Raw genomic sequence first — 22,677 nt, 5'->3', positions numbered from 1 at the left:
CCAGCCCCGCCCCTTCCCGAAACTGGGGGCAAGCCCCCAGACCCCCGCAACACGCTTCGCGCGTTGTCCTCAAACGCCGGACGGGCTGGAAAACCAGCCCGGAACAAGCCCGTCGCAGGCGCCAGCCACTCGCACCCCACCACCGACAGAACCCCGAACAACACCGCCCGCCCCGCAGGGAACCGGTACCGTCGGAGGACGAGCGGTCTTAGGGGATTCGGTGGGGATCGAGAGCGATCAGCTGGTTTTTGACTACCTGAGCCGAGTCGGCGACATCGCGCAACGCACCGCGCTGACCTCCGCCGACCGTATGCGGCTCGTGTCCCGTCTGCGTACGGAGATCGAGCGCCGCAGATCGTCCGAGGGCGCGGACACGCCCGCCGCCGTGCAGCGCATCCTGTCCGGGTTCGGCACGCCGGACGAGGCCGTGGCGGACGCGAACGGGTTCGTCACCGCGGAGAGCGGCAGGGTTCCGGCGCAGCGCCGTGAGGACGAGCCCGTCCGGGCCGTGCCCGCGGTGGCGCCGCCGCACCTCGCGCCCGCGGAGGAGCTCGGCCCCGCCGGCGAGGTGCCGGACTGGTGGCGGGTGGACCCGGGGCCGTTCGGCAAGGGCGAGGCGGTGCACGGGTTCGTCGGTGGCATCGAGATCCCCGAGATACTGAAACCACCGCCCCGTGAGCCGGTGGACGGAGCGCCGGCCGAGGCCGTGGAGGCGGAGCGGGACGACGAGGAGGCCGCGGCGGCGGAGGAGACCGGGGAGACCCGGCGCCGCCCCAGCCTGCTGCGCCGCCCGGACGGCGAGCCCGTGAGCGTGCTGCTGCTCCTGGTGGCGCTGGTGCTGCTCGTGGGCGCGGTGCTGGGCAACTGGTTCGTGCTCGCCGCCGGATGGGCGCTGGCCTATTTCACGCGCAAGCTCTCGCACAACGAGTCGCAGTGGGCGGTCATGGGCGTCCCCGGCCTGACGCTCGCGGCCTGGGCGGTCTGGCTGTGGGGCCGTACGGAGGGCCGCTGGGGCGACCCGGTGCCGGAGGGCGGCCTGGGCGCGGTGCTGTCGGACTCCTGGCCCTGGGTCGTGCGGGCGGCGGCCGTCACCTCGGCGCTGTACGTGGTCTGGCGCTCGCGCCGCCCCGGCTGACCGGCCGATACGTCAGACGGCGGCCCGGTCCGACTCCCACGGCCGGCCCGCCACCACCAGCGGACTGCCCGTCACCGGGTCCGGGACGACGACCGATTCCAGGCCGAAGACGTCGCGCACGAGATCGGCCGTCACGACGTCGGACGGCGCGCCCTGGGCCACGATCCGGCCCGCCCGCATCGCGATCAGGTGGTCGGCGTAGCGGGCCGCCTGGTTGAGGTCGTGGAGGACGGCGACGACGGTGCGGCCGCGCTCGTGGTTGAGGCGGCGGCAGAGGTCGAGGACCTCCACCTGGTGGGATATGTCGAGATATGTGGTGGGTTCGTCGAGGAGCAGCAGGTCCGTCTCCTGCGCGAGGGCCATCGCGATCCACACGCGCTGCCGCTGCCCGCCGGAGAGTTCGTCGACGGAGCGCTCGGCGAGGGCGGCCGTGTCGGTGCGGGCCAGCGCCTCGGTGACGGCGCGCTCGTCGTCGTCGGACCACTGCTGCCACCAGCGCTGGTGCGGCTGGCGGCCGCGGGAGACGAGGTCGGCGACGGTGATGGCCTCGGGGGCGACGGGGGTCTGCGGGAGCAGGCCGAGGGACCGCGCGATGGTGCGGGTGGGTATGCGGGACAGTTCGGTGCCGTCGAGGAGTACCGAGCCGCGGGCCGGCTTGAGGAGGCGGCCGAGGGCCCGCAGCAGGGTCGACTTGCCGCACGCGTTGGGGCCGACGATGACGGTGACGGCGCCGTCCGGGACGTCCACGTCGAGCCCGTCGACGACGGTGCGGTCCTCGTAGGCGAGGGTCAGGTCGCGGGCGGTGAGCCGGGCCGTGCGGCCGCTGGTCTCGGTCACGCTTTTCCTCCGGTGCGGCCCCTGATGATGAGCCAGATCAGATAGGGGGCGCCGACGGCGGCGGTCAGGACGCCCACGGGCAGCTGGTTCGGCTCGAAGAGCCTGCGGCCGAGCAGATCCGCGACGATCACGATGACCGCGCCGGTCAGCGCCGAGCAGAGCAGGGGGATCTGGGCCGTACGCGTCATCCGGCGGGCCAGCTGCGGGGCGAGCAGGGCGACGAAGTCGACGGGCCCGGCGGCGCCGGTGGCGATGGAGGCCAGCACGACGCCGAGGACGGCCAGGCCGAGCCGGACCCGGTTCAGCCGGACGCCGAGCGCGGTCGCGGTGTCGTCGTCCATCGAGACGGTGCGCTGCGCGCGGGCCGCCCAGCAGACGAGGGGCGTGAGGAGGAGCAGCGCCCAGGCGACCGGGACGGCCTCGTCCCAGCCCCGGTCGCCGAGCGACCCGGTCATCCACACCTTGGCCTGCTGGGCGACGAGGTAGTCGCCCTTGGTCATGAAGAGGTTGGTGAGCGACCGCAGCGCGACCGCGAAGCCGATGCCGATGAGGACGAAGCGGGTGGCGTGCAGCCCGCCGCGCCACGCGAAGACGTAGACGAGGGCCGCCGCGAGCAGCCCGCCGATGACGGACAGATAGGGCAGGAACGCGTACGACGTGACGCCGAAGGTGAGCGCGCCGACGGTCAGCGCGCTCGCGCCCTGGGTGACGCCGATGATGTCGGGGCTGGCCAGGGGGTTGCGGGAGACGGTCTGGATCAGCGCCCCGGCCACGCCGAAGGCCGCGCCCACGAGCAGGCCCACGGTCATCCGGGGGAGTCGGAAGGTGCCGACGGTGAGCTCCTCCGGCGACGGCTGCCCGAGGACGACCTTCAGGGCCTCGGCCGGCGACACGAAGGACTGGGCCGCGCAGAGGTACGCCAGGCACGCGGCGGCCAGCAGCGCGGTCAGGGCGAGGGCGACGCCGGTGGCCCGCCGGTGGACGAGGAAGGAGGCGCGCCCGGCGCGTACGAGGGTGTAGCCGGCGGGGCGGCACAGGGTGAGCGTCACGCGGCCACCGCCTTCTTGCGGCGGACGAGCGCGATCAGGAACGGCACCCCGATGAGCGCCGTCATCACCCCGGACGGGACCTCGCTGGGCGGGAAGACGATCCGGCCGGCGGTGTCGGCGACCAGCAGCATCACGGGCCCGATGAGCGCGGCCATGGGGAGCAGCCAGCGGTGGTCGGTGCCGACGATCGCGCGGGCGATGTGCGGGACGGCGAGGCCGACGAAGGCGATCGGGCCGGCCGCCGCGACGCCCACGCCGGTGAGCACCGTGGCGCCGACGCCGCCGACGATCCGTACGGTCGCGACGTTCTGGCCGAGCCCCTTGGCGACGTCCTCGCCGAGCGCGAGCGCGTCGAGGCCGCGGGCCACGCTCAGCACCAGCACCACGCCGACCAGCAGGAACGGCCAGATCTGGCCGACGATCCCGGTGTCCTGGCTCGGCAGCGAGCCGACCTGCCAGAACCGGAAGCGGTCCAGGACGGCGGCGTGGGTGGTGAGGACGCCGTGCACGACGGACAGCAGCAGCGCGTTGATCGCGGCACCGGCCAGCGCCAGCTTCACGGGGGTGGCGCCGCCCCGGCCGCGCGCGGCGACGGTGTAGACGGCGACGGAGGCGAGCGCGGCGCCCGCGAAGGCCCACCACACATAGCCGGACAGCGTCTGCACCCCGGCGAAGGTCATCGCGAGGACCACGCCCAGCGAGGCGCCGTGGCTGATGCCGAGGATGCCGGGGTCGGCGATGGGGTTGCGGGTGATGCCCTGAAGAACCGTTCCGGCAATGGCGAGTGCCGCGCCCACCATCAGCCCGACGACCGTGCGGGGCAGCCGCATGTCGCGCACGACGGCGGTGGTCTTGCCGGGGGTGCCGTGCCAGAGCGCGTCGAAGACCTGGGAGGGCGCGGTGGCACGGGCCCCGACGGCGAGGCTGAACAGCACCGCCGCCAGCAGGGCGACGACCGCGGCCGCCGTCCAGCCGACGCGGCGCCGGATCCGTGCGGACCCTGGGCTGCTGATCGGGACGGCGGCTGACATCGCTTCCACTCATGGCTCGTACGGACATCGGGCGCGGCCGGGTCGTGCCGTTGTCCGCACCACCGCCGCGGGGCGACGGCCGGCGCGCGGCCGGCACACCGGACCCGCTGGGCGCGGCCCAGGTTAGGCGACGCTAAGTGTACGGGCCGGGCATCGCGGCAGAATGTGGGGCATGACCTTGCACCCGCGGCTCCCGGCCGACGCCCCCTTCACCGTCGGCTTCGACCTCGACCTGACCCTCATCGACTCCGCGCCGGGCATCCGGGCCGCGTACGAGTCGCTGGTCGCCTCGACAGGCACGCACATCGACGTCGACCTGGTGTGCAGCAGGCTCGGGCCGCCGCTGGAGCAGGAGCTCGCCCACTGGTTCCCCGCGGACCGCGTCGCCGCGGCCGCCGCCGACTACCGTGCGGTCTACCCCACGCTCGCGATCGCCGCGTCACCCGTCATGCCGGGGGCGCGCGAGGCGCTCGACGCCGTACGGGAGCTGGGCGGCCGGTCGGTCGTCGTCACCGCGAAGTACGAGCGCAACGCACGGCTGCACCTCGACCACCTCGGACTCGCCCCCGACGCGCTCGTCGGCGACCTCTGGGCGGAGGGCAAGGCCACGGCGCTGCGCGCGCACGGTGCGACGGTCTACGTAGGCGACCACACCGGGGACGTGCGCGGCGCGCGTACGGCGGGTGCGCTGTCCGTAGGGGTCGCGACGGGTCCGTGTGACGAGGAGGAACTGCGCGCCGCCGGGGCCGACGTGCTCCTCGCCGACCTCACGGCCTTCCCCCGCTGGCTGCGGGACTACCGCGAGGCGGCCGCGCCGTCCGGGACCGCCGCCGGCAGCGAGGCGCGCGCCTGACGGCGCTGCGCCGCGACGGAACGCAGCACCCCGGCGGCCGCGATCAGGAATCCGACCCCCATCAGCATGCAGACGAAGTACGCTGCCGGCGGCAGTGGATGGGCGCCCAGGAAGAGGGGGGCGACCGTCGCCAGGGTGGCCACCGCGCCCACGAGGAAGACGATGGCGCCGACGCGTACCAGCAGATCCCCGTCCCGGGGAGTTTCGTTACTCACCTGACCAGGGTAGATCCATAGCCGACGGCGTTGGAGGCACCTCTCGCCCCGGCGCCGCACGGGAAAAGGACGTCTTGTCACCGGGCCCGGGACCATTAGCCTTGGGGGTAGCGGGTCTTACGACCCGCTGTAGTGCTATCAAGAGCTGTTTTTCCGTTGATTGCAGACGTTTTCCGTATTTCCGACGAGACACGAGGACGAGGACAGACGTGCCTACCGGCAAGGTCAAGTGGTTCAACAGCGAGAAGGGCTTCGGCTTTCTCTCCCGCGACGACGGCGGAGACGTCTTCGTCCACTCCTCGGTGCTCCCGGACGGGGTAGACGCCCTCAAGCCCGGACAGCGGGTGGAATTCGGTGTCGTGGCCGGCCAGCGCGGCGACCAGGCGCTCACGGTGACGCTCCTCGACCCCGCCCCGTCGGTCGCGGCCGCCCAGCGCCGCAAGCCCGATGAGCTGGCGTCGATCGTCCAGGACCTCACCACGCTCCTGGAGAACGTCACCCAGCAGCTGGAGCGCGGCCGTTACCCCGACAAGGCCCACGGTGCCAAGATCGCCGGAATGCTGCGGGCGGTGGCCGACCAGCTGGACGTCTGACCACCGCTCCCGCTCGCGAGCCGCGCGAGGGACCGCCCGACGGGCCGGCCGTCAGGCGAACTCCAGTGCCTCCGGGCCGAGGGGCGGCACCAGCCCCTCGGCCGCGGCGCGGGTCAGCAGCCCGCGCACCGCGGCGTAGCCGTCCTCACCGAGGTCGGCGGTGAACTCGTTGACGTAGAGCCCGATGTGCTGGTCGACGACCGTCGGCTCCATCTCCTGGGCGTGCGCCAGCACATACGGCCGGGACGCCGCCGGGTCCTCCCAGGCCATCTGCACGGACGTCCGTGCCGCCTGCGCCAGTTCACGCAGCCGGGCCGCGCCCAGCGAGCGCTTGGCGATGATGGCGCCGAGCGGGATCGGCAGGCCCGTCGTCGACTCCCAGTGCTGCCCCATGTCGGCCAGGCAGTGCAGCCCGTACCGCTGATACGTGAACCGCGCCTCGTGGATCACGAGTCCGGCGTCGACCTTGCCCTCCTTGACGGCGGGCATGATCTCGTGGAACGGCAGGACGACGACCTCGCCGACCCCGCCCGGCACCTCCGCCGCGGCCCACAGCCGGAACAGCAGATAGGCCGTCGAGCGCTCGCTCGGCACCGCGACCGTCTTCCCGGCCAGCCCGGCGGCCTCGCCCGGCTCGCGGGTCAGCACCAGCGGGCCGCAGCCCCGGCCCAGGGCGCCGCCGCACGGCAGCAGTGCGTACTCCTCCAGGACCCAGGGCAGTTCGGCGTACGACACCTTGAGCACGTCGAACTCGCCGCGCTCGGCCATGCCGTTGGTGATGTCGATGTCGGCGAAGGTGACGTCGAGGGCGGGCGCCCCGGGGACGCGGCCGTGCGCCCAGGCGTCGAAGACGAAGGTGTCGTTGGGGCAGGGCGAATAGGCGATCTTGAGCGGCTCACTCATGGGGTCCTCCTCGCGTGCGGTGGCGGTGCTGCGGGGGCCGGCGCGGGCCGGGCCTCCGGAAGATCGTTGACGTGCGGGAGGACTTCTCTCTCTGGCCCCTGTGCCCCCTCTGCCGCCGCCGCGAGGGCCCCGGGCAGCGCCGCGAACGCGCCCGCGAGGGCGGCGAGGGCGTCACCGATGCGCCAGGCGGCGCGGTCGCGCGGGCCGACGGGGTTGGAGACCGCGCGGATCTCCAGCACCGGCACCCCGTGCGCCGCGGCGGCCTCGGCCACGCCGAAGCCCTCCATGGCCTCGATCAGCGCGCGGGGGCGCAGCTCCGCCAGCGCGCGGGCGCGCTCCGCGGAACCCGTCACCGTCGACACGGTGAGCACCTCGCCGCGCCGGGCGCCGGTCGCGTCGGCCACGGCCCGCACGAGCGCCTCGGGCGGCCGGTGCTCCACGGTCCCGAAGCCCAGCTCGGTGACCGGGAGGAAGCCCTCGGGCGTCTCGGCGCCCAGGTCCGCGGCGACGATCGCGTCGGACACGACGAGGGAACCCACCGGGGCCCCCGCCGCCGCACCCGTGAAGCCACCGCCGATGCCCGCCGAGACCACCAGGTCGTACGGGCTGCCGGAGACCGCCGCGGCCGTCAGGGCCGTCGCGGTGCCCGCCGCCGCGGCGGCCGGGCCGACACCGGCGGCCAGCGCGTCGACGACCAGCGGGAAAGGACCTGCCGTGACGGCGCGGTGCAGCGCGAAGCCCGGCACGGCGAGCTCCACGGTCTCCGCGGGCCCGCCGGCCGGGGTGGTGGGCCCCGCCGCGCCGCGGGTGACCGCGTCACGCTCCGCGGCGACGGCGGTGACGACGAGTACGCGCATCAGCGGGGCCTCCGGGCCGTCAGTCCTTGTCGAGCTCGAGCTTGACGCTCCACACGCCGTTCTTGCTGACGACCGACAGGACCGTGGACTTCTCCAGGGTGCCCATCTGCTGGTTGTAGAAGAGCTGGTCGCCCTCGAGCGAGGTGTACGTCTGCTTCGTCTGGTTCGAGCGCGGCTGGTTGCCGGCCACGACGAACCAGCTCTCGTCGGCGATCTTCGGCTCGACGCCCACGCGGATCTTGTCGCCCTGCTTCACCTTGATGCTCTTGACCGACTTGTCGGCCAGGCACTTCTGGAGGGCCGACTGGTCGAGCGTCTTGCTCTCGTCGAAGCAGGCGGCCTCGGTGGTCACCGTGGTGGAGCCGACGGACACCGTCGCCAGGGGCGTCGGCTTGTCGCAGGCGGAAAGGGCGACGAGGCCGAAGGCGACGGCGCCGACAGCGGCAGCGGCACGTCGGCGCTTGCCCTGGAAAAACGCATCGGTCATGCGCGCAGGCTATCGGGCCCGTCCACTCACGCCACGCGCGGGTGCGGCGAGCCGCGCCGGGCCGCCGTCAGCAGGCCCCGTACGGCAGTGGCCACACCCAGCGCCAGGACCCCCGAGGCCACCGCCATGCCCAGGGTGCCGTTGAGCGGCAGCACGATGCCGATCGCCCCGCCGGCCACCCAGGACATCTGGAGCAGCGTCTCGGAACGCGCGAACGCCGACGTCCGCACCTCCTCCGGGACGTCCCGCTGGATCAGCGAGTCCAGCGACTGCTTGCCGAGCGCCTGCGAGATGCCCGCGACGGCCGCCACGACGGCCACGAAGAAGGCGCTGAAGAAAGCGGCCGCGGCCACCGTCGCCCCCAGGGACAGCGTCAGCACCAGCGCGATCGTCTTCTCCGGGCCGCGCGAGCGCAGCAGCGCGCCGATCGCCGTGCCCAGGGCGTTGCCCCCGCCCGCCGCGACCGCCACGACACCCAGGGAGAACGCCGGGCCCAGCCCCCCGATCGGGTGCACGCGCAGCAGGAAGGCCAGGAAGAAGGTGAGGAAGCCGGAGAGCATGCGCATGGCGCTGTTGGCCTGGAGGGCGTGCAGCACCGAGCTGCCGACGGTGCGCAGACCCGGCCGGGACGCCTTGCCGTTCCGCTGCCGCCCCTGCTTCCCGCCGGTCTTCCGCCGTACGGTGCTCCGGTGCCGCTCCAGCGCGGGACGCAGCGCGGAGCGGTGCTCGCCGGAGACCAGCCGCGCCCGCGCCTCGCCCTTCGCCGAGTCCACCTTGTGCGGCAGCGAGAACGACAGCAGCGTGCCCCCGATGAACACGACGAACGCCCCGTACAGCGGCCACGCCGGTCCCAGCTGATGCAGCCCCGCGCCCAGCGGGGCCGCCACACCCGTGGCCAGCAGCCCGCCCAGCGTGACCCTGGAATTGGCCTTCACCAAGGAGATGCGCGGTGGCAGCAGCCGGGGCACCACCGCCGACCGCACCACGCCGTACGCCTTCGACGCCACCAGCACGCCCAGCGCCGCCGGATACAGTTCGAGACCGCCGCTCGCCACCGCGCCGGACATCGTCAGCGCCAGCACCGCCCGCGTGATCATCGCGCCCGCCATCGCCGCCCGGCGGCCGTGCGGCAGCCGGTCCAGCAGCGGCCCGATCACCGGGGCCAGGAGGGTGAACGGCGCCATCGTGACCGCCAGATACAGCGCCACCCGCCCGCGCGCCTGATCCGTGGGCACTGAGAAGAACACCGTCGACGCCAGCGCCACCGTGATCAGCATGTCGCCCGCCGAGTGCACGGCGTGCAGCTCGATCAGCTTGCCCAGCCCCGACTCGCCCGCGCCGTGCGCGTGCGTGGCCCTGCGGACGCCCCGCGCCGCCCCTGTGAACGGGCTGCGCAACACGCGGCCGGCGCCCCGGGCCGTACGGCGGAGCGGACCGCCTTCGGCTGACCGGATGGCTCCCACCACGCCATACTGCCCCAACTGCCACCGGGCGTGGCACTTTCCGCCCATCCGTGGGGCGCGCCCGGCGCCCTCCCCGCCGGCCCGCCGGGGGGCTCGCCGAAGCCCGGGTATCCCCCGGGTGTCCTGGCGGGGTAGCGTGCGTAGCGCGCCACCGGTGGTCGTTCTTGGCCGCGCCCCGAGTCTCCATCCCGCAGAATGGGAGTGACTAGGTGCGCCCGAGGCCGTTCGGGCGCGGACGTCGACGCGGTCCTCCGGTCCGCTCCGTCCGCCGACCCGGCCGTTCGGCTGGCGCACTCGTGAGACGGCGTGGAAGAGAGAATCGATTCTTGTGAGTGCTGCGATGCGAAGCCGTACCCCGGACCGCCTGTGCGCCGAGGCGGTCGAACTCGCCCGTACGGCGGCTGAGGAAGCGGCGCTGCCGGGCATGGTCGGCGACCACGTCGAGGCCGCGGCCGACGGGGACCGCGTCGTCACCCACTACTTCGCCTGCCTGGACCCCGGCTACCGCGGCTGGCGCTGGGCCGTCACCGTCGCCCGCGCCTCCCGCGCCAAGGTCGTCACCCTCGACGAGACCGTCCTGCTGCCCGGCCCCGACGCCCTCCTGGCCCCCGAGTGGGTCCCCTGGAGCGAGCGGCTGCGCCCCGGCGACATGGGCCCCGGCGACCTCCTCCCCACCGAGGCCGACGACCTCCGCCTGGAGCCGGGCTGGACCGGTGAGGACGCCCCGCCGCCGAACTCCGCCCTCGCCGAGGAGATGGACCGCCTCGCCGAGGACGAGGACGCCGACGTCACCGTCGGTTCCCCCGCCGCCCAGGCCGCGCCGCCCGCCCGTGGCTCCATCGCCGCCGTCGCCGAGGAGCTCGGCATGCGGCGCGCCCGCGTCCTCTCCCGCTACGGCCTCCACACCGCGGCCGACCGCTGGGACGACTCCCACGGCTCCAAGACCCCCATGGCCCAGGCCGCCCCCGCGTCCTGCGTCAGCTGCGGCTTCCTCGTGCGCCTCGGCGGCTCCCTCGGGCAGGCGTTCGGCATCTGCGCGAACGAGTTCGGGCCGGCGGACGGGCACGTCGTGTCGCTGGCCTACGGGTGCGGTGGGCACTCCGAGGCGGCGGTCATGCCGAAGGCTCCGCGGCCGTCCGCTCCCGTGATCGACGAGACGCTGGTGGACCCGCTCCAGCTGCGGCCTTCCGCAGGTTCCGTCTCGGCCGACGGGCCCGATGAGGAGCTCGGTCACTCGTAAGGTGCGGGTGCCCTGCGGGCGGCTCGCGGTTTCCGGGTGCGGGTCCGTTGGCGGGTGCGGGTTCGCTGCGCTTTGCGGTGCGGTGTCGGGTGCGGGTTGCTCGTGCCTGAGGTGGGTGGCCTCAAGCGCCGGCCGGGCTGGTTTGTGGTGCCGGGGGTGTGGCCTCCGGGCTGAGGACCTGGAACGCGGTGCGTGGCGCTGTGGTGCGTATTGCGTGCCTGACTGCGCACCGCGTTCCAGAACCTCACCCTCCGGCCCCACCCCCTCCGCCGGAGGGCGAGTGCGGGTATCGATGCCATCCGTACGTGCAGGCGGGTGAAAACCCGTCGTCGGCGCGGCGGGCGGGCTGGGGTGCGGGGGGCTTAGCAGACACTCTTACTAGTGGGGTAATCGGAGTGGCGGCCAAGGGGAGGGTGATGATGGGCCCTCAACTCGCACCGCGCAACCGCGCCCGACGGACGTTCAGCCATAGCAACCCCAAGGTCAGGGAGTAGACGTGAGCGGCATCCGATCCGCGCCCCGCGAAGCCGATGGAACGGACCCGTTCGGGACCATGCGGCTCCGACGCAACGCGTTGGACGCCTGGATCACCGCACCCGCGCGGTTCCGGGAGGACGCCAACGCCGAGGAGGACCTGGTCCTCGGCGGCTACCGCGACCGCCTCGTCGTCGAACTCGCGCAGAACGCCGCCGACGCCGCCGCACGGGCGGGCGTGCGCGGCAGGCTGCGCCTGACCCTGCACCCGGCCACGGCCGGCGCGCCCGCCGTGCTCGCCGCCGCCAACACCGGCGCCCCGCTCGACAACGCCGGCGTCGCGTCGCTGGCCACGCTGCGGGCCTCCGCCAAGCGCGACGAGTCCCGGGAGGCCGTCGGCCGGTTCGGTGTGGGCTTCTCCGCCGTGCTGGCCGTCAGCGACGAACCCGCCGTCATCGGCCGCTCCGGCGGCGTGCGCTGGTCGCTCGCGGAGGCGCAGGCGCTGGCCGCCGGGGCCGCCGCGGGCAACCGCGACCTCGCCGAGGAGATCCGCCGCCGCGACGGCCACGTGCCGCTGCTCCGGCTCCCGCTGCCCGCCGAGGGCTCCGCGCCCGAGGGCTATGAGACCGTCGTCGTCCTCCCGCTGCGCGACGGCGCCGCCGAGGACCTGACCAGGCGTCTGCTGGCCGGGGTCGACGACGCGTTGCTGCTGGCCCTGCCCGGCCTGGCCGAGGTCGTCGTCGAGCTGCCCGGCGAGCCCGTACGCATCCTGGACCGGCGCGACGAGGGCCCGTACGTCCTCGTCCGCGACACCGCGCGCGGCGCCGCGACCCGCTGGCGCGTCGAGCGCGCGGCCGGGCGGCTGGAGCCGGAACTGCTCGCCGACCGGCCGGTGGAGGAGAAGCTGCGCCCCCACTGGTCGCTGGCCTGGGCCGTGCCGGTGGGGCCGGACGGCGCGCCCGCACGGCCGGAGACCGCGCCCGTGCTGCACGCGCCCACGCCCACCGACGAGCCGATGGGGGTGCCCGCCCTCCTCATCGCGACCTTCCCCCTCGAACCCACCCGCCGGCACACCGCCCCCGGCCCGCTGACGGACTTCCTCGTCGAGCGCGCCGCCGAGGCGTACACCGCGCTGCTGCGCGACTGGCAGCCCGTGTCCACCGGCACCCTCGACCTGGTCCCCTCGCCGCTGGCCAGCAGCGCCGTCGACGCGGAGGTGCGGCGGCTGGTGCTGGAACGGCTGCCGCGCGTGCCCTTCCTGCCGCGCGCCGTGCGGCCCGCCGACGTGCCGGAGGAGGCGCGGGAGGCGTATGCCCAGCCTCTGCGGCCCGTCGACGCCGAGGTCGTCGAGGGCGCCGGGGCGGAGACCGCCGCCGTGCTCGGCGAGCTGTTCCCGAACCTGCTGCCCGCCGGGCTCGAGCGCCGCCCCGAGCTGCGCGCGCTCGGTATCACGCGCGTCCCGCTGGGCGAGGTCGTCGACCGGCTCGCGGGTGTCGACCGCGAGCCCTCGTGGTGGCGCAGGCTCTACGACAGCCTCGCCGGTGTCGACCCCGACCGGCTCAGCGGCCTGCCCGTGCCCCTCGCCGAGGGCGCGCGCACGGCCATCGGCCCCCGGCAGGTCCTGCTGCCGCCGCCGGGCGGCACGGAGCGGCTGTCCAGGCTCGGGCTCAAGGTCGTCCACCCCGACGCCGCCCACCCGCTGCTGGAGAAGCTCGGCGCCACACCCGCCTCGCCCCGCGCGATCCTGACGACCCCTCAGGTACGGGCCGCCGTCGCCGCGTCGCTCGACGCCGACGAGGTCTGGGACGAGGACGCCCTCGACAGCGAGGCCCTCGCCGAGACCGTCCTCGCGCTCGTGCGCGACGCCAACCTCGCCCCCGGCGACGAGCCCTGGCTCGCCGCGCTCGCCCTGCCCGACGAGGACGGCGAGCTCGCCCCCGCCGGTGAACTCGTCCTGCCCGGCAGCCCCTTCGAGAGCGTCATCCGCCCCGGCGAGCTCGCCGGCTGCGACGCCGCGCTGGCCGAGCGCTGGGGCGAGCAGCCCCTGACGGCCGTGGGCGTGATGGCCACCTTCGCGCTCGTGCGCGCCACGGACGTCGTTCTCGACCCGGACGAACTGGAGCCGCGCGACACCGACTTCGCCGAGCCCGACGACGTCGGCCTGCTCGAAGCCGTCGACGTCTGGTGCGAGGACGTCCTGGACGGGCTGCCCGAGACGTCCGTGCCGCCCGTCGCCACCGAGATCGTCGCCGTGCGCGACCTCGACCTCGTCGACGACGACGCCTGGCCGCGGGCGCTCGCCATGCTGGCGCAGCCGCCGCTGCGGGACGCGCTGACCTCGCCCGTGCGCGTGCTGCTGCCGGACGGCACGACGGAGTCCGTGCGGCCCTACACCGCGTGGTGGCTGCGCGGCCACCCCGTGCTGGACGGCCGCAGGCCCGCCGGGCTGCGCGTCGCGGGCGGCGACCCGCTGCTGCGCGGGCTCTACGAGCCGGCGGACGCGGCCGGGCTCGCCGACGACCAGGTGCTGCGCGCGCTGGGCGTACGCACCTCCGTGGCCGCGCTCCTCGACGAGCCGGGCGGCGCCGCGGAGCTGCTCGGGCGGCTCGCCGACGAGGACCGCCCGGTCGACGCGGCCCAACTGCACGCCGTCTACGGCATCCTGGCCGGGCTCGACCCCGATCGGGTCACCCTGCCGGACGAGCTCCGCGCCGTCGTCGACGGCGAGGTCCGCGTCGTGGACGCCGCCGACGCGCTGGTCGCCGACGCGCCCGACGTCCTCCCGCTCGCGGCCGGGCACCCGCTGCTGCCCGTACGGCCCGCGCGGGCGGCGGAGTTGGCGGAGCTGCTCCAGGTGCGGCGGCTGAGCGAGGTCTTCGCCGTGCGCGTCCCCGACGGGGAGGGCGCGCCGCGGAGCGTGCCGGAGGGGCTGCGCGCGCTGCTGCCGGGCGCGCCGGAGACGTACGTCGAGCACGAGGGGCTTGTCGTCGGCGGCGTCGAGCTGGACTGGTGCCTCGGGCAGGACGGCGTGCTGCACGCGACGACGCTGGAGGGGGTGGCGGCGGGCCTCGCGTGGGCGGCCGGCGCCTGGTCCAGGCGCTTCGAGGCGGCGGCGCTGCTGGAGGACCTGTCGCGCACGACCGAGCTGGCGCGGGCCCGCTGGTTCGACTGACGGCCCCCGCCCCGGAACTACCCTGGAAGGGAACCCACCCGGGAGGCCGTCATGACCAGGAAAGTCGCCGACTGCCGCAGGTTCCCCAGCGAGACGAACTGCACGCTGACCATCACCGGCGAAGAGGACGAGGTCCTGGAAGCCGCGACCCAGCACGCGATCTCGGCGCACAAGCACCAGGAGGGCCCTGAGCTGCGCGAGCAGATCAGGGAGTTCCTGGAGGACGAGAAGGCGAAGGCCTGACGCTCGGGCGTCAGGCCCGATCTGCCCGTCGGGGGCGGTGCCGCCGGCCGTCAGGCCGGGAAGCGGCGGCCCACCCAGCGCCAGGCCAGTTCCAGTGCCACGGCCGCCGCCGCGGCGATCGCGACGGCGGCCCACGGCATGGTCGTACCCACCAGTTTCAGTGCGAAGAAGCGCTGCAGCCAGGGGACGGCCAGGACGACGAGGAAGCCGAGGCCCATGGCGATGACGAGGGCGATCCGCCACCACGTGTAGGGACGGGCGATGATCGCGAGGACCCACATCGAGATCAGGAACAGCGTCAGCGTCGCCACGCTCGTCTGGGCGGCGAGGCTGTCCGGCCCGGTGTAATAGGCCCGCGCGACCAGATACGCCGCGAAGGTGGCCGCGCCCGCGAGCAGGCCGGCCGGGACGGCGTACCGCATCACGCGGCGTACGAAGTGCGGCTTGGCGCGCTCCGTGTTGGGGGCCAGCGCCAGGAAGAAGGCCGGTACGCCGATGGTCAGCGTCGACAGCAGGGTCAGGTGGCGCGGCAGGAACGGATACGGCACCCGGGAGCAGACGACGAGGATCGCCAGCAGCACGGAGTAGACGGTCTTGGTCAGGAAGAGGGTCGCGACCCGGGTGATGTTGCCGATGACGCGGCGCCCCTCGGCCACGACCGACGGCAGGGTGGCGAAGCTGTTGTCGAGCAGGACGATCTGCGCGACGGCCCGGGTCGCCTCGGAGCCGGAGCCCATGGAGACCCCGATGTCGGCGTCCTTGAGCGCCAGGACGTCGTTGACGCCGTCGCCGGTCATGGCGACGGTGTGCCCGCGGGACTGGAGGGCGGCGACCATGTCGCGCTTCTGCTGCGGGGTGACGCGGCCGAAGACGCTGCCCTCCTCCAGAGCCTTGGCCATGGGTTCTTTCTCGGCGGGCAGGCGGCGCGCGTCCACCGGCGCCCCGGAACCGGGCAGGCCCAGCTTGGCGGCGACCGCGCCGACGGAGACGGCGTTGTCGCCCGAGATCACCTTGGCGGAGACGTCCTGCTGGGCGAAGTAGCGCAGGGTGTCACCGGCGTCGGGCCGCAGCCGCTGTTCGAGCACGACGAGGGCGGTGGGGCTGACGCCCTCGACGACCCGCGGGTCGTCGAGCTCGCGCTCGGCGCGGGCCAGGAGCAGGACCCGCAGCCCCTGGGCGTTGAGCCGCTCGATCTCGGAGAGGGAGGGGTGACCGTCGGGCAGCAGGACGTCCGGGGCGCCGAGGAGCCAGTTGCTGCTCTCGGTGTCGGGGCCGTTGAGGGCGGCGCCGCTGTATTTACGGGCGGAGGAGAAGGGCAGCGACTCGGTGCAGCGCCAGCCCGAGCCGTCGGGATAGGCGTCGATGATGGCCTTGAGACTGGCGTTGGGCCGGGGGTCGCACTCGCCGAGGGCGCCGAGCACCTGGCGGACGTACGCCTCGTCCGCGCTCTTGAGCAGCACCCGGAGCTCGCTCACGTCCATGCCGCCCTCGGTGAGCGTGCCGGTCTTGTCGAGGCACACGGTGTCGACCCGGGCGAGGCCCTCGATCGCGGGCAGCTCCTGGACCAGGCACTGCTTCCGGCCGAGCCGGATCACGCCGATCGCGAAGGCCACGGAGGTCAGCAGCACCAGGCCCTCGGGGACCATCGGCACGATGCCGGCCACCATCCGCCGGACCGCCTCCCGCCAGTCGTGGCCCTGCACGACGAGCTGGCTGATGACCAGGCCGACGGCGGTCGGGAGCATCATCCACGTCACGTACTTGAGGATCCGGCTGATGCCGGTGCGCAGCTCTGAGTGGACGAGCGTGAAGCGGGACGCCTCCTCGGCGAGCTGGGCGGCGTACGCCTCGCGGCCGACCTTCGTGGCGGTGTACGCGCCGCCTCCGGCGACGACGAAGGAACCCGACATGACCTTGTCCCCGGGCCTCTTCAGCACCGGGTCGGCCTCGCCGGTGAGCAGCGACTCGTCGATCTCCAGCCCGTCGGCCTCCCGGACCTCGCCGTCGACGACGCACTTGTCCCCGGAGCCCAGCTCGATGAGGTCGCCCAGGACGATCTCCCCGGTGGGAATCGCGGAGGGCTCCCCGTCGCGGCGGACGGTCGGCCTGGCCTCGCCGATCACGGCGAGGGAGTCGAGGGTCTTCTTCGCGCGGAGCTCCTGGATGATGCCGATCGCCGTGTTGGCGACGATCACGAACCCGAACAGGCCGTCCTGGATCGGGCCGACGGCCAGGATGATCAGGAAGAGCACGCCGATGATCGCGTTGAAGCGGGTGAAGACGTTCGCCCGGACGATCTCCGCGGTCGACCGCGAGGAACGCACGGGTACGTCATTGACCTCACCTCTCGCCACGCGCTCGGCGACTTCGGTGCGGGTGAGGCCGGTGTGCGGTGCCGGGGGGTGGGCCGGATCGCTCATGAGTCCGACGGTAAGGGGGATCGGGCTTGTGTACCTGCCGGAGGGGCCGTTTGTTGTCTGCGGGTTGTTCTTTGCCTGGGGTGGGGTGGCCTCAATCGCCGGCCGGGCTGGGTTTGTGGTTGGGCCGGGGGTGTGGCCTCCGGGCTGAGGACCTGGAACGCGGTGCGTGGCGCTGTCTTACGTGTTGGGTGCTGTGACGACGCACCGCGTTCCAGAACCTCACCCTCCGGCCCCACCCCCTCCGCCGGTGGGTACGTTCACGGCCGGTGGGTGCGTAGACCCCTTCGGGGCGGGCCTTTCTCGTCAGCCGGGTGCACCTTCATTCCAGCTGGGCGCGCCTTTCTTCTCGGCCGGTGCGCCGTTCTTCCAGCGGGGCGCGCCTCTCTTTTCCGCCGGGCGCGCCGTCTTTACTTTTCAGCCCGTTGGGGGCACCTCCCAGCGATAGCTGGGGGAGTTTGAGGACGCGGCCGTAGGCCGCTCCCGCCGTAGGCGGCAATGGACCCGCAGTTCGGGGTCTGGGGCAGCGCCCCAGTTTCGGGAAGGGGCGGGGCTGGGGAACAAAGCGCCGCAGGCGCCAACCGGCCCGCAGGCAAGGGGCTGGTGCGGAGCCCCCCCGCGCGGCGGAGCCGCAGATCAGGTGCAGCCGGGAAGGGGTGGGGTGGGGGAGAAGCTCGCCGCACGACAAGCCCAGGGCGCAGCCCGAAAGAGGGCGAGGCAGGGGTCCGGGGCGGAGCCCCGGTCAGGGGGAGGACGGTGCCGGGTTCCCCCGCCTGGCCACCGCCGCCGCATGGCGGCGAATCGCCGCATCCCGCTTCCGGACGTACCAGATACCGATGAGCCCCAGCCCCCCACCGGCCGCACACGTCCAGACCCACCACAGATGCCCATGGTCCTGGAACCACCCGTAGAAGGGCAGCTGCACGAGGAAGAGGACGAACCACAGGATCGTGCCGCCGGTGATCGTAGCGACGACGGGGCCCTCGAGGGGCTCCGGTGCCTCGTGTCTGGGTGTCCACTTCGTCATGGCGCAAAGCCTAGTCCGTGCGGCCCGGCGCGCCGGGAGGGAGGCCCTTGGCCCATAGCGGTCTACGCGCGGAGATAGCAATTCCGCGTTTGTTTATTCATACTGAATCGAACCGGATCTGATGAGGCTCTTTCGTTCGATCGTCCAATCAAGATCCTTTTCGTTCCCCCGCTGTCTCCCGCCTCCCCCCAGGCCCGTACCGACTGAGGTCTCGTATGCCCTCCTCGGCCACCTCCCCGGTCGACGCCCAGCAGCCGCCGCCCCCCGCCTCCGGGGGCTCCGTCCTCGACCGGTATTTCCGGATCACCGAGCGGGGTTCGTCCGTCTCCGGTGAGCTGCGCGGTGGCCTGGCCACCTTCTTCGCGATGGCGTACATCATCGTGCTGAACCCGATCATCCTCGGGGCCGGTCACGACAAGTTCGGTCACCAGCTCGACAACGGTCAGCTGGTCACGGCCACCGCGCTGATGGCCGGGCTCTCCACCGTGCTCATGGGCGTGATCGGCAATGTGCCGATCGCCTGCGCCGCCGGGCTCGGCATCAACGCCGTCGTCTCGCTCCAGCTCGCGCCCAAGATGAGCTGGCCCGACGCGATGGGCATGGTCGTGCTGGCCGGTCTGGTGCTGATGGTGCTGGTCGCCTCGGGTCTGCGGCAGCGCGTGATGGACGCCATCCCCGGCGGTCTGCGGCGCGCGATCGCGATCGGCATCGGCATGTTCATCTCGCTGATCGGCCTGGTCGACTCCGGCTTCGTCACCCGCAACCCGGACGGCGCGCACACCACCGTGCCGATGGGTCTCGGGCAGGGCGGGCAGCTGCACGGCTGGCCGGTGCTGGTCTTCGCGGTCGGCCTCGCGCTGACGTTCATCCTCGTCGTGCGTAAGACGCGGGGCGCGATCCTCATCGGGATCGTCGTGATGACCTTCGTCGCGATCATCATCAACTCGCTGGCCACGATCCCCGACGCCAACTGGGGCCTGAGCGTCCCGCAGGTGCCGGACAGCGTCGTCGGCACCCCCGACTTCGGTCTCGTCGGCCACGTCAGCCTCTTCGGCGGCTTCCACGAGGTGGGCTGGCTGACCGGCTGCCTGTTCGTCTTCACCGTGCTGCTGTCCGGCTTCTTCGACGCGATGGGCACGATCATCGGCGTCGGCGAGGAGGCCGGGCTGACCGACGAGCGGGGCCAGCTGCCCAACATGGGCAAGATCCTGATGGTCGACGGCGTCGCCGTCGCCGCGGGCGGCCTCGGCTCGGCCTCCGCCAACACCTGTTTCGTGGAGTCCACGGCCGGCGTCGGCGAGGGTGCCCGTACGGGCCTCGCGAACCTGATGACCGGCGGGCTCTTCCTGCTGGCCCTCGTCTTCACCCCGCTCGCCAAGATCGTCCCCTCGCAGGCGGCCACGCCCGCGCTGCTGGTCGTCGGCTTCCTGATCATGGCGGCCAACGTCAAGGAGATCGACTGGAGCGACTTCACGATCGCGATCCCCGCGTTCCTGACGATCATCTCGATGCCGTTCACGTACTCGATCACCAACGGCATCGGCATCGGCGTCCTCGCCTTCATCCTGCTGCGGATCGCGGACAAGCGGACGCGGGAGATCCCCTGGCTGCTCAACGTGGTCGGGCTCTGCTTCCTCGTCTACTTCCTGCTCAACCCGATCGAGCAGATGCTGGGTGTGAAGTAGGGGCGGATTCCGCGTGAGGAGCGGCCGGGTGCGACGCGCACCCGGCCGCTTCGTGCGTACGGGCGGGGTGGCGGCGACGCGTGCGGCCGGAGCGCGACGGGGCGCGCGGATCCCGCCCCACGGCCCCCTGCCGCCGGACGCCCCCGTCCCGCCCCGAGTGCCCCTGCCGCCCCGCTTTATTTAGCGCGGGTAATGAGTTAACCTAAACAACATGTCGGACCCAGGCACCCAGGACAACGCCAGCCAAGACGACACCGCCGCAGTGGACTCCCTGCGCTCCGGTGTCATGCGTCTGTCGCGTCGGCTCAAGCACCAGAGGGTCGACGAGTCGCTCAGCCCCACGGAGATGTCGGTGCTGGGCACCCTCGCCCGCTGCGGTCACGCGACCCCCGGCGAGCTCGCCCGCAAGGAGCACGTGCAGCCCCCGTCGATGACCCGCATCGTCGCCCTGCTCGAGGCCAAGGGCCTGGTCCGGCTGGAGCCGCACCCGGAGGACCGCCGCCAGAAGGTGGTCACCCAGACCGAGCGGGCCGAGGCCATGCTCGAGGAGAGCCGGCGCAAGCGCAACGTCTGGCTCAGTGAACTGGTCGGACGGCTCGACGAGGACGAGTGGGCGACGCTGCGCGCCGCCGCGCCCGTGCTGGAGAAGCTCGCGCATCTGTAACACCCACACAAGTGAGGAGGCGAACCCACTTTGAGTACGGGACCCGGAGCAGACTCCGCACCCGCACCGAACACCCCCGACGACACCCCGACGAGCAGCAGCACCACCGCCCTGACCAAGCCCAAGGGCGGCACCTTCAGCTCGCTGAGGATCCGTAACTACCGGCTCTTCGCCACCGGCCAGGTGGTCTCCAACACCGGCACCTGGATGCAGCGCATCGCCCAGGACTGGCTGGTCCTCAGCCTCACCGGCTCCTCCACGGCCGTCGGCATCACCACCGCGCTGCAGTTCCTGCCCATGCTGCTCCTCGGGCTCTACGGCGGCGTCATCGCCGACCGGTGCCCCAAGCGGCGGCTGCTCCTCATCACCCAGACCGCGATGGGCGTCACGGGCCTCGCGCTCGCCGCCCTCACCCTCACCGGGCACGTGCAGGTCTGGCACGTCTACCTCACCGCGCTCGCGCTCGGCCTCGTCACCGTCCTCGACAACCCCGCCCGGCAGGCGTTCGTCGTCGAGATGGTCGGCCCGGACGACCTGCGCAACGCCGTCAGCCTCAACTCCGCGAACTTCCAGTCCGCCCGCCTCGTCGGCCCCGCCGTCGCCGGTGTGCTGATCACGGCCGTGGGCAGCGGCTGGGCCTTCCTGCTCAACGGCCTGTCCTTCATCGCCCCGGTCGCCGGGCTGCTGCTGATGCGCACCGCCGAGCTCCACAAGGTCGACCGCGCCCCCCGCGGCAAGGGCCAGCTCCGCGAGGGACTGCGCTACGTCGCCGGGCGCCCGGACCTCATCTGGCCCATCGTCCTCGTCGGCTTCATCGGCACCTTCGGCTTCAACTTCCCGATCTGGCTGACTGCGTACGTCGACGACGTCTTCCACGCCGGCGCAGGCACCTACGGCCTGCTCAACACCCTGATGGCGGCCGGCTCGCTGGTCGGCGCCCTGCTCGCCGCCCGGCGCGGCACCTCACGGCTGCGCGTGCTCGTCGGCGCCGCGCTGCTCTTCGGCCTGCTGGAGATCACGGCCGCGCTCGCGCCCGAGTTCTGGGTCTTCGCGCTGCTGCTGGTCCCGATCGGGATGTTCGGCCTGACGATCAACGTCACCGCCAACTCGAGCATCCAGCTCGGCACGGACCCCGCCATGCGGGGCCGCGTCATGAGCCTCTTCATGATGGTCTTCATGGGCGGCACGCCGCTGGGCGCGCCCCTGGTCGGCTGGGCCACCGACGCGTACGGCGCCCGGGTCGGCTTCTGCGCCGGCGGCGCGGTCTCCGTGCTGGCCGCTCTCGGCGTCGGCGTGGTCCTCGCCCGGGTCGGCGGGCTCCGCCTGAAGATCGGTCTGCGCCGCGGCCGTCCGCACGTGGCGTTCGTCCCCAAGGAAGCGGCGCCCGTCCTGACGGCCGCCGCCTGAGCCCCGCCGTCCCGCCGTCCACGGCGCCCTCACAACCGGACGGGCTTCTCCCGAGCCCGTCCGGTGACCGGGGGAGGGACACTGACCCCATGCGACTTTTCGCCGCCGTGAACCCGCCGCCGGAGGTCGTCGCGGAACTCGCGGCCGCCGTCGCCCCACTGCACTCGCTGCCCGGCGCGGAGCACCTCCGGTGGACCGAGCCGGGCAGCTGGCACTTCACCCTCGCCTTCCTCGGCGAGGTCGACGCGGCGCTGCTGCCCGAGCTCACCGAGCGGCTCGGCCGCGCCGCGCGCCGGCATCCGCCGCACGAGCTGCGGTTCGCCGGGGGCGGACGGTTCGGCGACCGCGTCCTGTGGGTCGGCGCCGACGGCGAGCGCACCGTCCTCCGCGACCTCGCCCGCTCCACCGCCGCCGGGGCGCGGCGCGCCGGGGTCGCCGTCGACAGCACCCACGACTTCCACGCCCACCTCACCCTCGCCCGCGCCTCGGGCCCGGTCCGCCTGCGCCCGTACGCGGAGGCCCTCGCGGACTTCGCCGGTACGCCGTGGACGGTCGACCGCCTCGAACTCGTCCGCAGCCGCCTGCCGGCCTCCGGTGCGCCCGGGGAACGGCCGCGCTACGAGACGGTGGCCGTGTGGGAACTGGGCCGTCCCGGAGTGGTCCGGGACGGCGGTTAGGCTCATGGGGTGGACCCGAAGACCAGAAACCGGATCATGAGCGGTGCGCTCGTTGTGATGCTTGTTGTTGTGGCTGTGGTGGCTGCGGTGCGGTGATCTTCTGTCTGCGGGTTGTTTGTGCCGGGGGTGGGGTGGCCTCAAGCGCCGGCCGGGGGTCCTGATAGAACGCCGCCGACTCCTGGTCGTAGGGCTCCAGCAGGCGCTCCAGGGCGCCGAGGGCACGGGCGTGCACGGTGTGGCCGTGCGCG

20 protein-coding genes and 1 pseudogene are annotated in these 22,677 nt (G+C 73.4%); 10 read left to right on the top strand and 11 right to left on the bottom strand.

Translation table 11 applies throughout. The annotated features are described in order from the left end of the window. Positions 1–220: 220 nt before the first annotated feature. On the top strand, positions 221–1,135 hold the full coding sequence (locus tag AB0435_RS32000) for a hypothetical protein (protein ID WP_366005221.1): 915 nt from the start codon (positions 221–223) through the stop codon (positions 1,133–1,135). Between the two features lie 12 nt (positions 1,136–1,147). Here the strand turns inward: AB0435_RS32000 and AB0435_RS31995 are convergent, their stop codons facing one another. From AB0435_RS31995 to AB0435_RS31985, 3 genes are read right to left on the bottom strand one after another with little or no spacing between them, the layout of a single operon-like run. Beyond that, positions 1,148–1,972, bottom strand: coding sequence for an ABC transporter ATP-binding protein (locus AB0435_RS31995; protein ID WP_366005220.1), 825 nt, complete (start codon positions 1,970–1,972; stop codon positions 1,148–1,150). Next, a complete protein-coding gene (locus AB0435_RS31990) occupies positions 1,969–3,021 on the bottom strand; it encodes an iron chelate uptake ABC transporter family permease subunit (protein ID WP_366005219.1) in 1,053 nt (350 codons plus the stop codon). The genes AB0435_RS31995 and AB0435_RS31990 overlap by 4 nt, the downstream gene beginning before the upstream one ends. Continuing rightward, complete coding sequence (locus tag AB0435_RS31985; protein ID WP_366005218.1) at positions 3,018–4,052, bottom strand: iron ABC transporter permease; 1,035 nt, start codon at positions 4,050–4,052, stop codon at positions 3,018–3,020. The genes AB0435_RS31990 and AB0435_RS31985 overlap by 4 nt, the downstream gene beginning before the upstream one ends. 172 nt (positions 4,053–4,224) lie before the next feature. Here AB0435_RS31985 and AB0435_RS31980 point away from each other — a divergent pair, with 172 nt between their 5' ends. Next, positions 4,225–4,905 (top strand): HAD family hydrolase, encoded by a 681-nt coding sequence (locus tag AB0435_RS31980; protein ID WP_366428545.1) that lies wholly within the window; start codon positions 4,225–4,227, stop codon positions 4,903–4,905. On the opposite strand, the gene AB0435_RS31975 is transcribed toward AB0435_RS31980, so the two are convergent. Further along, the gene (locus tag AB0435_RS31975) at positions 4,848–5,120 is read right to left on the bottom strand and encodes a hypothetical protein (protein ID WP_366005215.1); all 273 of its coding nucleotides are present in this window, start codon (positions 5,118–5,120) and stop codon (positions 4,848–4,850) included. The genes AB0435_RS31980 and AB0435_RS31975 overlap by 58 nt on opposite strands. A 209-nt stretch (positions 5,121–5,329) precedes the next feature. On the opposite strand from AB0435_RS31975, the gene AB0435_RS31970 reads away from it, so the two are divergent. After that, positions 5,330–5,713 (top strand): cold-shock protein, encoded by a 384-nt coding sequence (locus AB0435_RS31970; protein WP_046926517.1) that lies wholly within the window; start codon positions 5,330–5,332, stop codon positions 5,711–5,713. Positions 5,714–5,764: 51 nt separating this feature from the next. Here the strand turns inward: AB0435_RS31970 and AB0435_RS31965 are convergent, their stop codons facing one another. Genes AB0435_RS31965 through AB0435_RS31950 form a run of 4 tightly spaced genes read right to left on the bottom strand, consistent with a single transcriptional unit; the run spans position 5,765 to position 9,423 of the window. After that, the gene (locus tag AB0435_RS31965) at positions 5,765–6,616 is read right to left on the bottom strand and encodes a 1,4-dihydroxy-6-naphthoate synthase (RefSeq protein ID WP_366428544.1); all 852 of its coding nucleotides are present in this window, start codon (positions 6,614–6,616) and stop codon (positions 5,765–5,767) included. After that, the gene (locus AB0435_RS31960; RefSeq protein ID WP_366005213.1) at positions 6,613–7,473 is read right to left on the bottom strand and encodes a futalosine hydrolase; all 861 of its coding nucleotides are present in this window, start codon (positions 7,471–7,473) and stop codon (positions 6,613–6,615) included. Before AB0435_RS31960 ends, AB0435_RS31965 begins: the two co-directional genes overlap by 4 nt. 19 nt (positions 7,474–7,492) lie before the next feature. Continuing rightward, a complete protein-coding gene (locus tag AB0435_RS31955) occupies positions 7,493–7,960 on the bottom strand; it encodes a DUF2771 domain-containing protein (protein WP_366005212.1) in 468 nt (155 codons plus the stop codon). A gap of 26 nt (positions 7,961–7,986) precedes the next feature. Continuing rightward, positions 7,987–9,423 (bottom strand): MFS transporter, encoded by a 1,437-nt coding sequence (locus AB0435_RS31950; RefSeq protein WP_366005211.1) that lies wholly within the window; start codon positions 9,421–9,423, stop codon positions 7,987–7,989. 340 nt (positions 9,424–9,763) lie between these two features. Between AB0435_RS31950 and AB0435_RS31945 the strand changes: the two genes are divergently transcribed. The 3 genes from AB0435_RS31945 to AB0435_RS31935 all read left to right on the top strand — a co-directional run bounded on the left by AB0435_RS31945 (position 9,764) and on the right by AB0435_RS31935 (position 14,552). Then, positions 9,764–10,663 (top strand): DUF3027 domain-containing protein, encoded by a 900-nt coding sequence (locus tag AB0435_RS31945; RefSeq protein WP_366005210.1) that lies wholly within the window; start codon positions 9,764–9,766, stop codon positions 10,661–10,663. Positions 10,664–11,216: 553 nt separating this feature from the next. Next, positions 11,217–14,309, top strand: a complete 3,093-nt coding sequence (locus AB0435_RS31940) for a molecular chaperone Hsp90 (protein ID WP_366428546.1) — start codon at positions 11,217–11,219, stop codon at positions 14,307–14,309. A 51-nt stretch (positions 14,310–14,360) separates the two neighbouring features. Next, a complete protein-coding gene (locus AB0435_RS31935) occupies positions 14,361–14,552 on the top strand; it encodes a DUF1059 domain-containing protein (protein ID WP_366005209.1) in 192 nt (63 codons plus the stop codon). 50 nt (positions 14,553–14,602) lie between these two features. Here the strand turns inward: AB0435_RS31935 and AB0435_RS31930 are convergent, their stop codons facing one another. Together AB0435_RS31930 and AB0435_RS31925 are read right to left on the bottom strand one after the other, a co-directional pair. Then, positions 14,603–16,972 (bottom strand): cation-translocating P-type ATPase, encoded by a 2,370-nt coding sequence (locus AB0435_RS31930; RefSeq protein WP_366005208.1) that lies wholly within the window; start codon positions 16,970–16,972, stop codon positions 14,603–14,605. Positions 16,973–17,711: 739 nt separating this feature from the next. Further along, positions 17,712–17,996, bottom strand: coding sequence for a DUF2530 domain-containing protein (locus tag AB0435_RS31925; protein ID WP_366006811.1), 285 nt, complete (start codon positions 17,994–17,996; stop codon positions 17,712–17,714). A gap of 215 nt (positions 17,997–18,211) precedes the next feature. Here AB0435_RS31925 and AB0435_RS31920 point away from each other — a divergent pair, with 215 nt between their 5' ends. From AB0435_RS31920 to thpR, 4 genes are all read left to right on the top strand, one after another. Next, positions 18,212–19,681: an NCS2 family permease gene (locus AB0435_RS31920; protein WP_366428543.1), complete on the top strand. Its 1,470-nt coding sequence runs from the start codon at positions 18,212–18,214 to the stop codon at positions 19,679–19,681. Positions 19,682–19,892: 211 nt separating this feature from the next. Beyond that, entirely contained in the window at positions 19,893–20,345 is a 453-nt protein-coding gene (locus tag AB0435_RS31915) for a MarR family transcriptional regulator (protein ID WP_366006809.1), read from the top strand. A gap of 30 nt (positions 20,346–20,375) precedes the next feature. Then, entirely contained in the window at positions 20,376–21,752 is a 1,377-nt protein-coding gene (locus AB0435_RS31910) for an MFS transporter (protein ID WP_366006808.1), read from the top strand. An 89-nt stretch (positions 21,753–21,841) separates the two neighbouring features. Continuing rightward, on the top strand, positions 21,842–22,429 hold the full coding sequence (thpR, locus tag AB0435_RS31905) for an RNA 2',3'-cyclic phosphodiesterase (RefSeq protein ID WP_366006807.1): 588 nt from the start codon (positions 21,842–21,844) through the stop codon (positions 22,427–22,429). Positions 22,430–22,463: 34 nt separating this feature from the next. Here the strand turns inward: thpR and AB0435_RS31900 are convergent. Next, positions 22,464–22,677 (bottom strand): annotated as a pseudogene (locus AB0435_RS31900) (hypothetical protein); the annotation flags it as partial.

This window comes from Streptomyces sp. NPDC051173 (assembly GCF_040689515.1).
Lineage (GTDB): Bacteria > Actinomycetota > Actinomycetes > Streptomycetales > Streptomycetaceae > Streptomyces.
The sequence above is the reverse complement of the archived record's forward strand: the minus strand, read 5'-3'. Positions and strand labels throughout refer to the sequence as shown.

Excerpts from the sequence above, each read along its gene's own strand:
- AB0435_RS31985 (WP_366005218.1), bottom strand. The coding sequence starts at position 4,052 with ATGTCAGCCGCCGTCCCGATCAGCAGCCCAGGGTCCGCACGGATCCGG.
- AB0435_RS31980 (WP_366428545.1), top strand. The coding sequence starts at position 4,225 with ATGACCTTGCACCCGCGGCTCCCGGCCGACGCCCCCTTCACCGTCGGC.
- AB0435_RS31965 (WP_366428544.1), bottom strand. The coding sequence starts at position 6,616 with ATGAGTGAGCCGCTCAAGATCGCCTATTCGCCCTGCCCCAACGACACC.
- AB0435_RS31960 (WP_366005213.1), bottom strand. The coding sequence starts at position 7,473 with ATGCGCGTACTCGTCGTCACCGCCGTCGCCGCGGAGCGTGACGCGGTC.
- AB0435_RS31955 (WP_366005212.1), bottom strand. The coding sequence starts at position 7,960 with ATGACCGATGCGTTTTTCCAGGGCAAGCGCCGACGTGCCGCTGCCGCT.
- AB0435_RS31945 (WP_366005210.1), top strand. The coding sequence starts at position 9,764 with ATGCGAAGCCGTACCCCGGACCGCCTGTGCGCCGAGGCGGTCGAACTC.
- AB0435_RS31940 (WP_366428546.1), top strand. The coding sequence starts at position 11,217 with ATGCGGCTCCGACGCAACGCGTTGGACGCCTGGATCACCGCACCCGCG.
- AB0435_RS31935 (WP_366005209.1), top strand. The coding sequence starts at position 14,361 with ATGACCAGGAAAGTCGCCGACTGCCGCAGGTTCCCCAGCGAGACGAAC.
- AB0435_RS31930 (WP_366005208.1), bottom strand. The coding sequence starts at position 16,972 with ATGAGCGATCCGGCCCACCCCCCGGCACCGCACACCGGCCTCACCCGC.
- AB0435_RS31925 (WP_366006811.1), bottom strand. The coding sequence starts at position 17,996 with ATGACGAAGTGGACACCCAGACACGAGGCACCGGAGCCCCTCGAGGGC.
- AB0435_RS31920 (WP_366428543.1), top strand. The coding sequence starts at position 18,212 with ATGCCCTCCTCGGCCACCTCCCCGGTCGACGCCCAGCAGCCGCCGCCC.
- AB0435_RS31915 (WP_366006809.1), top strand. The coding sequence starts at position 19,893 with ATGTCGGACCCAGGCACCCAGGACAACGCCAGCCAAGACGACACCGCC.
- thpR (WP_366006807.1), top strand. The coding sequence starts at position 21,842 with ATGCGACTTTTCGCCGCCGTGAACCCGCCGCCGGAGGTCGTCGCGGAA.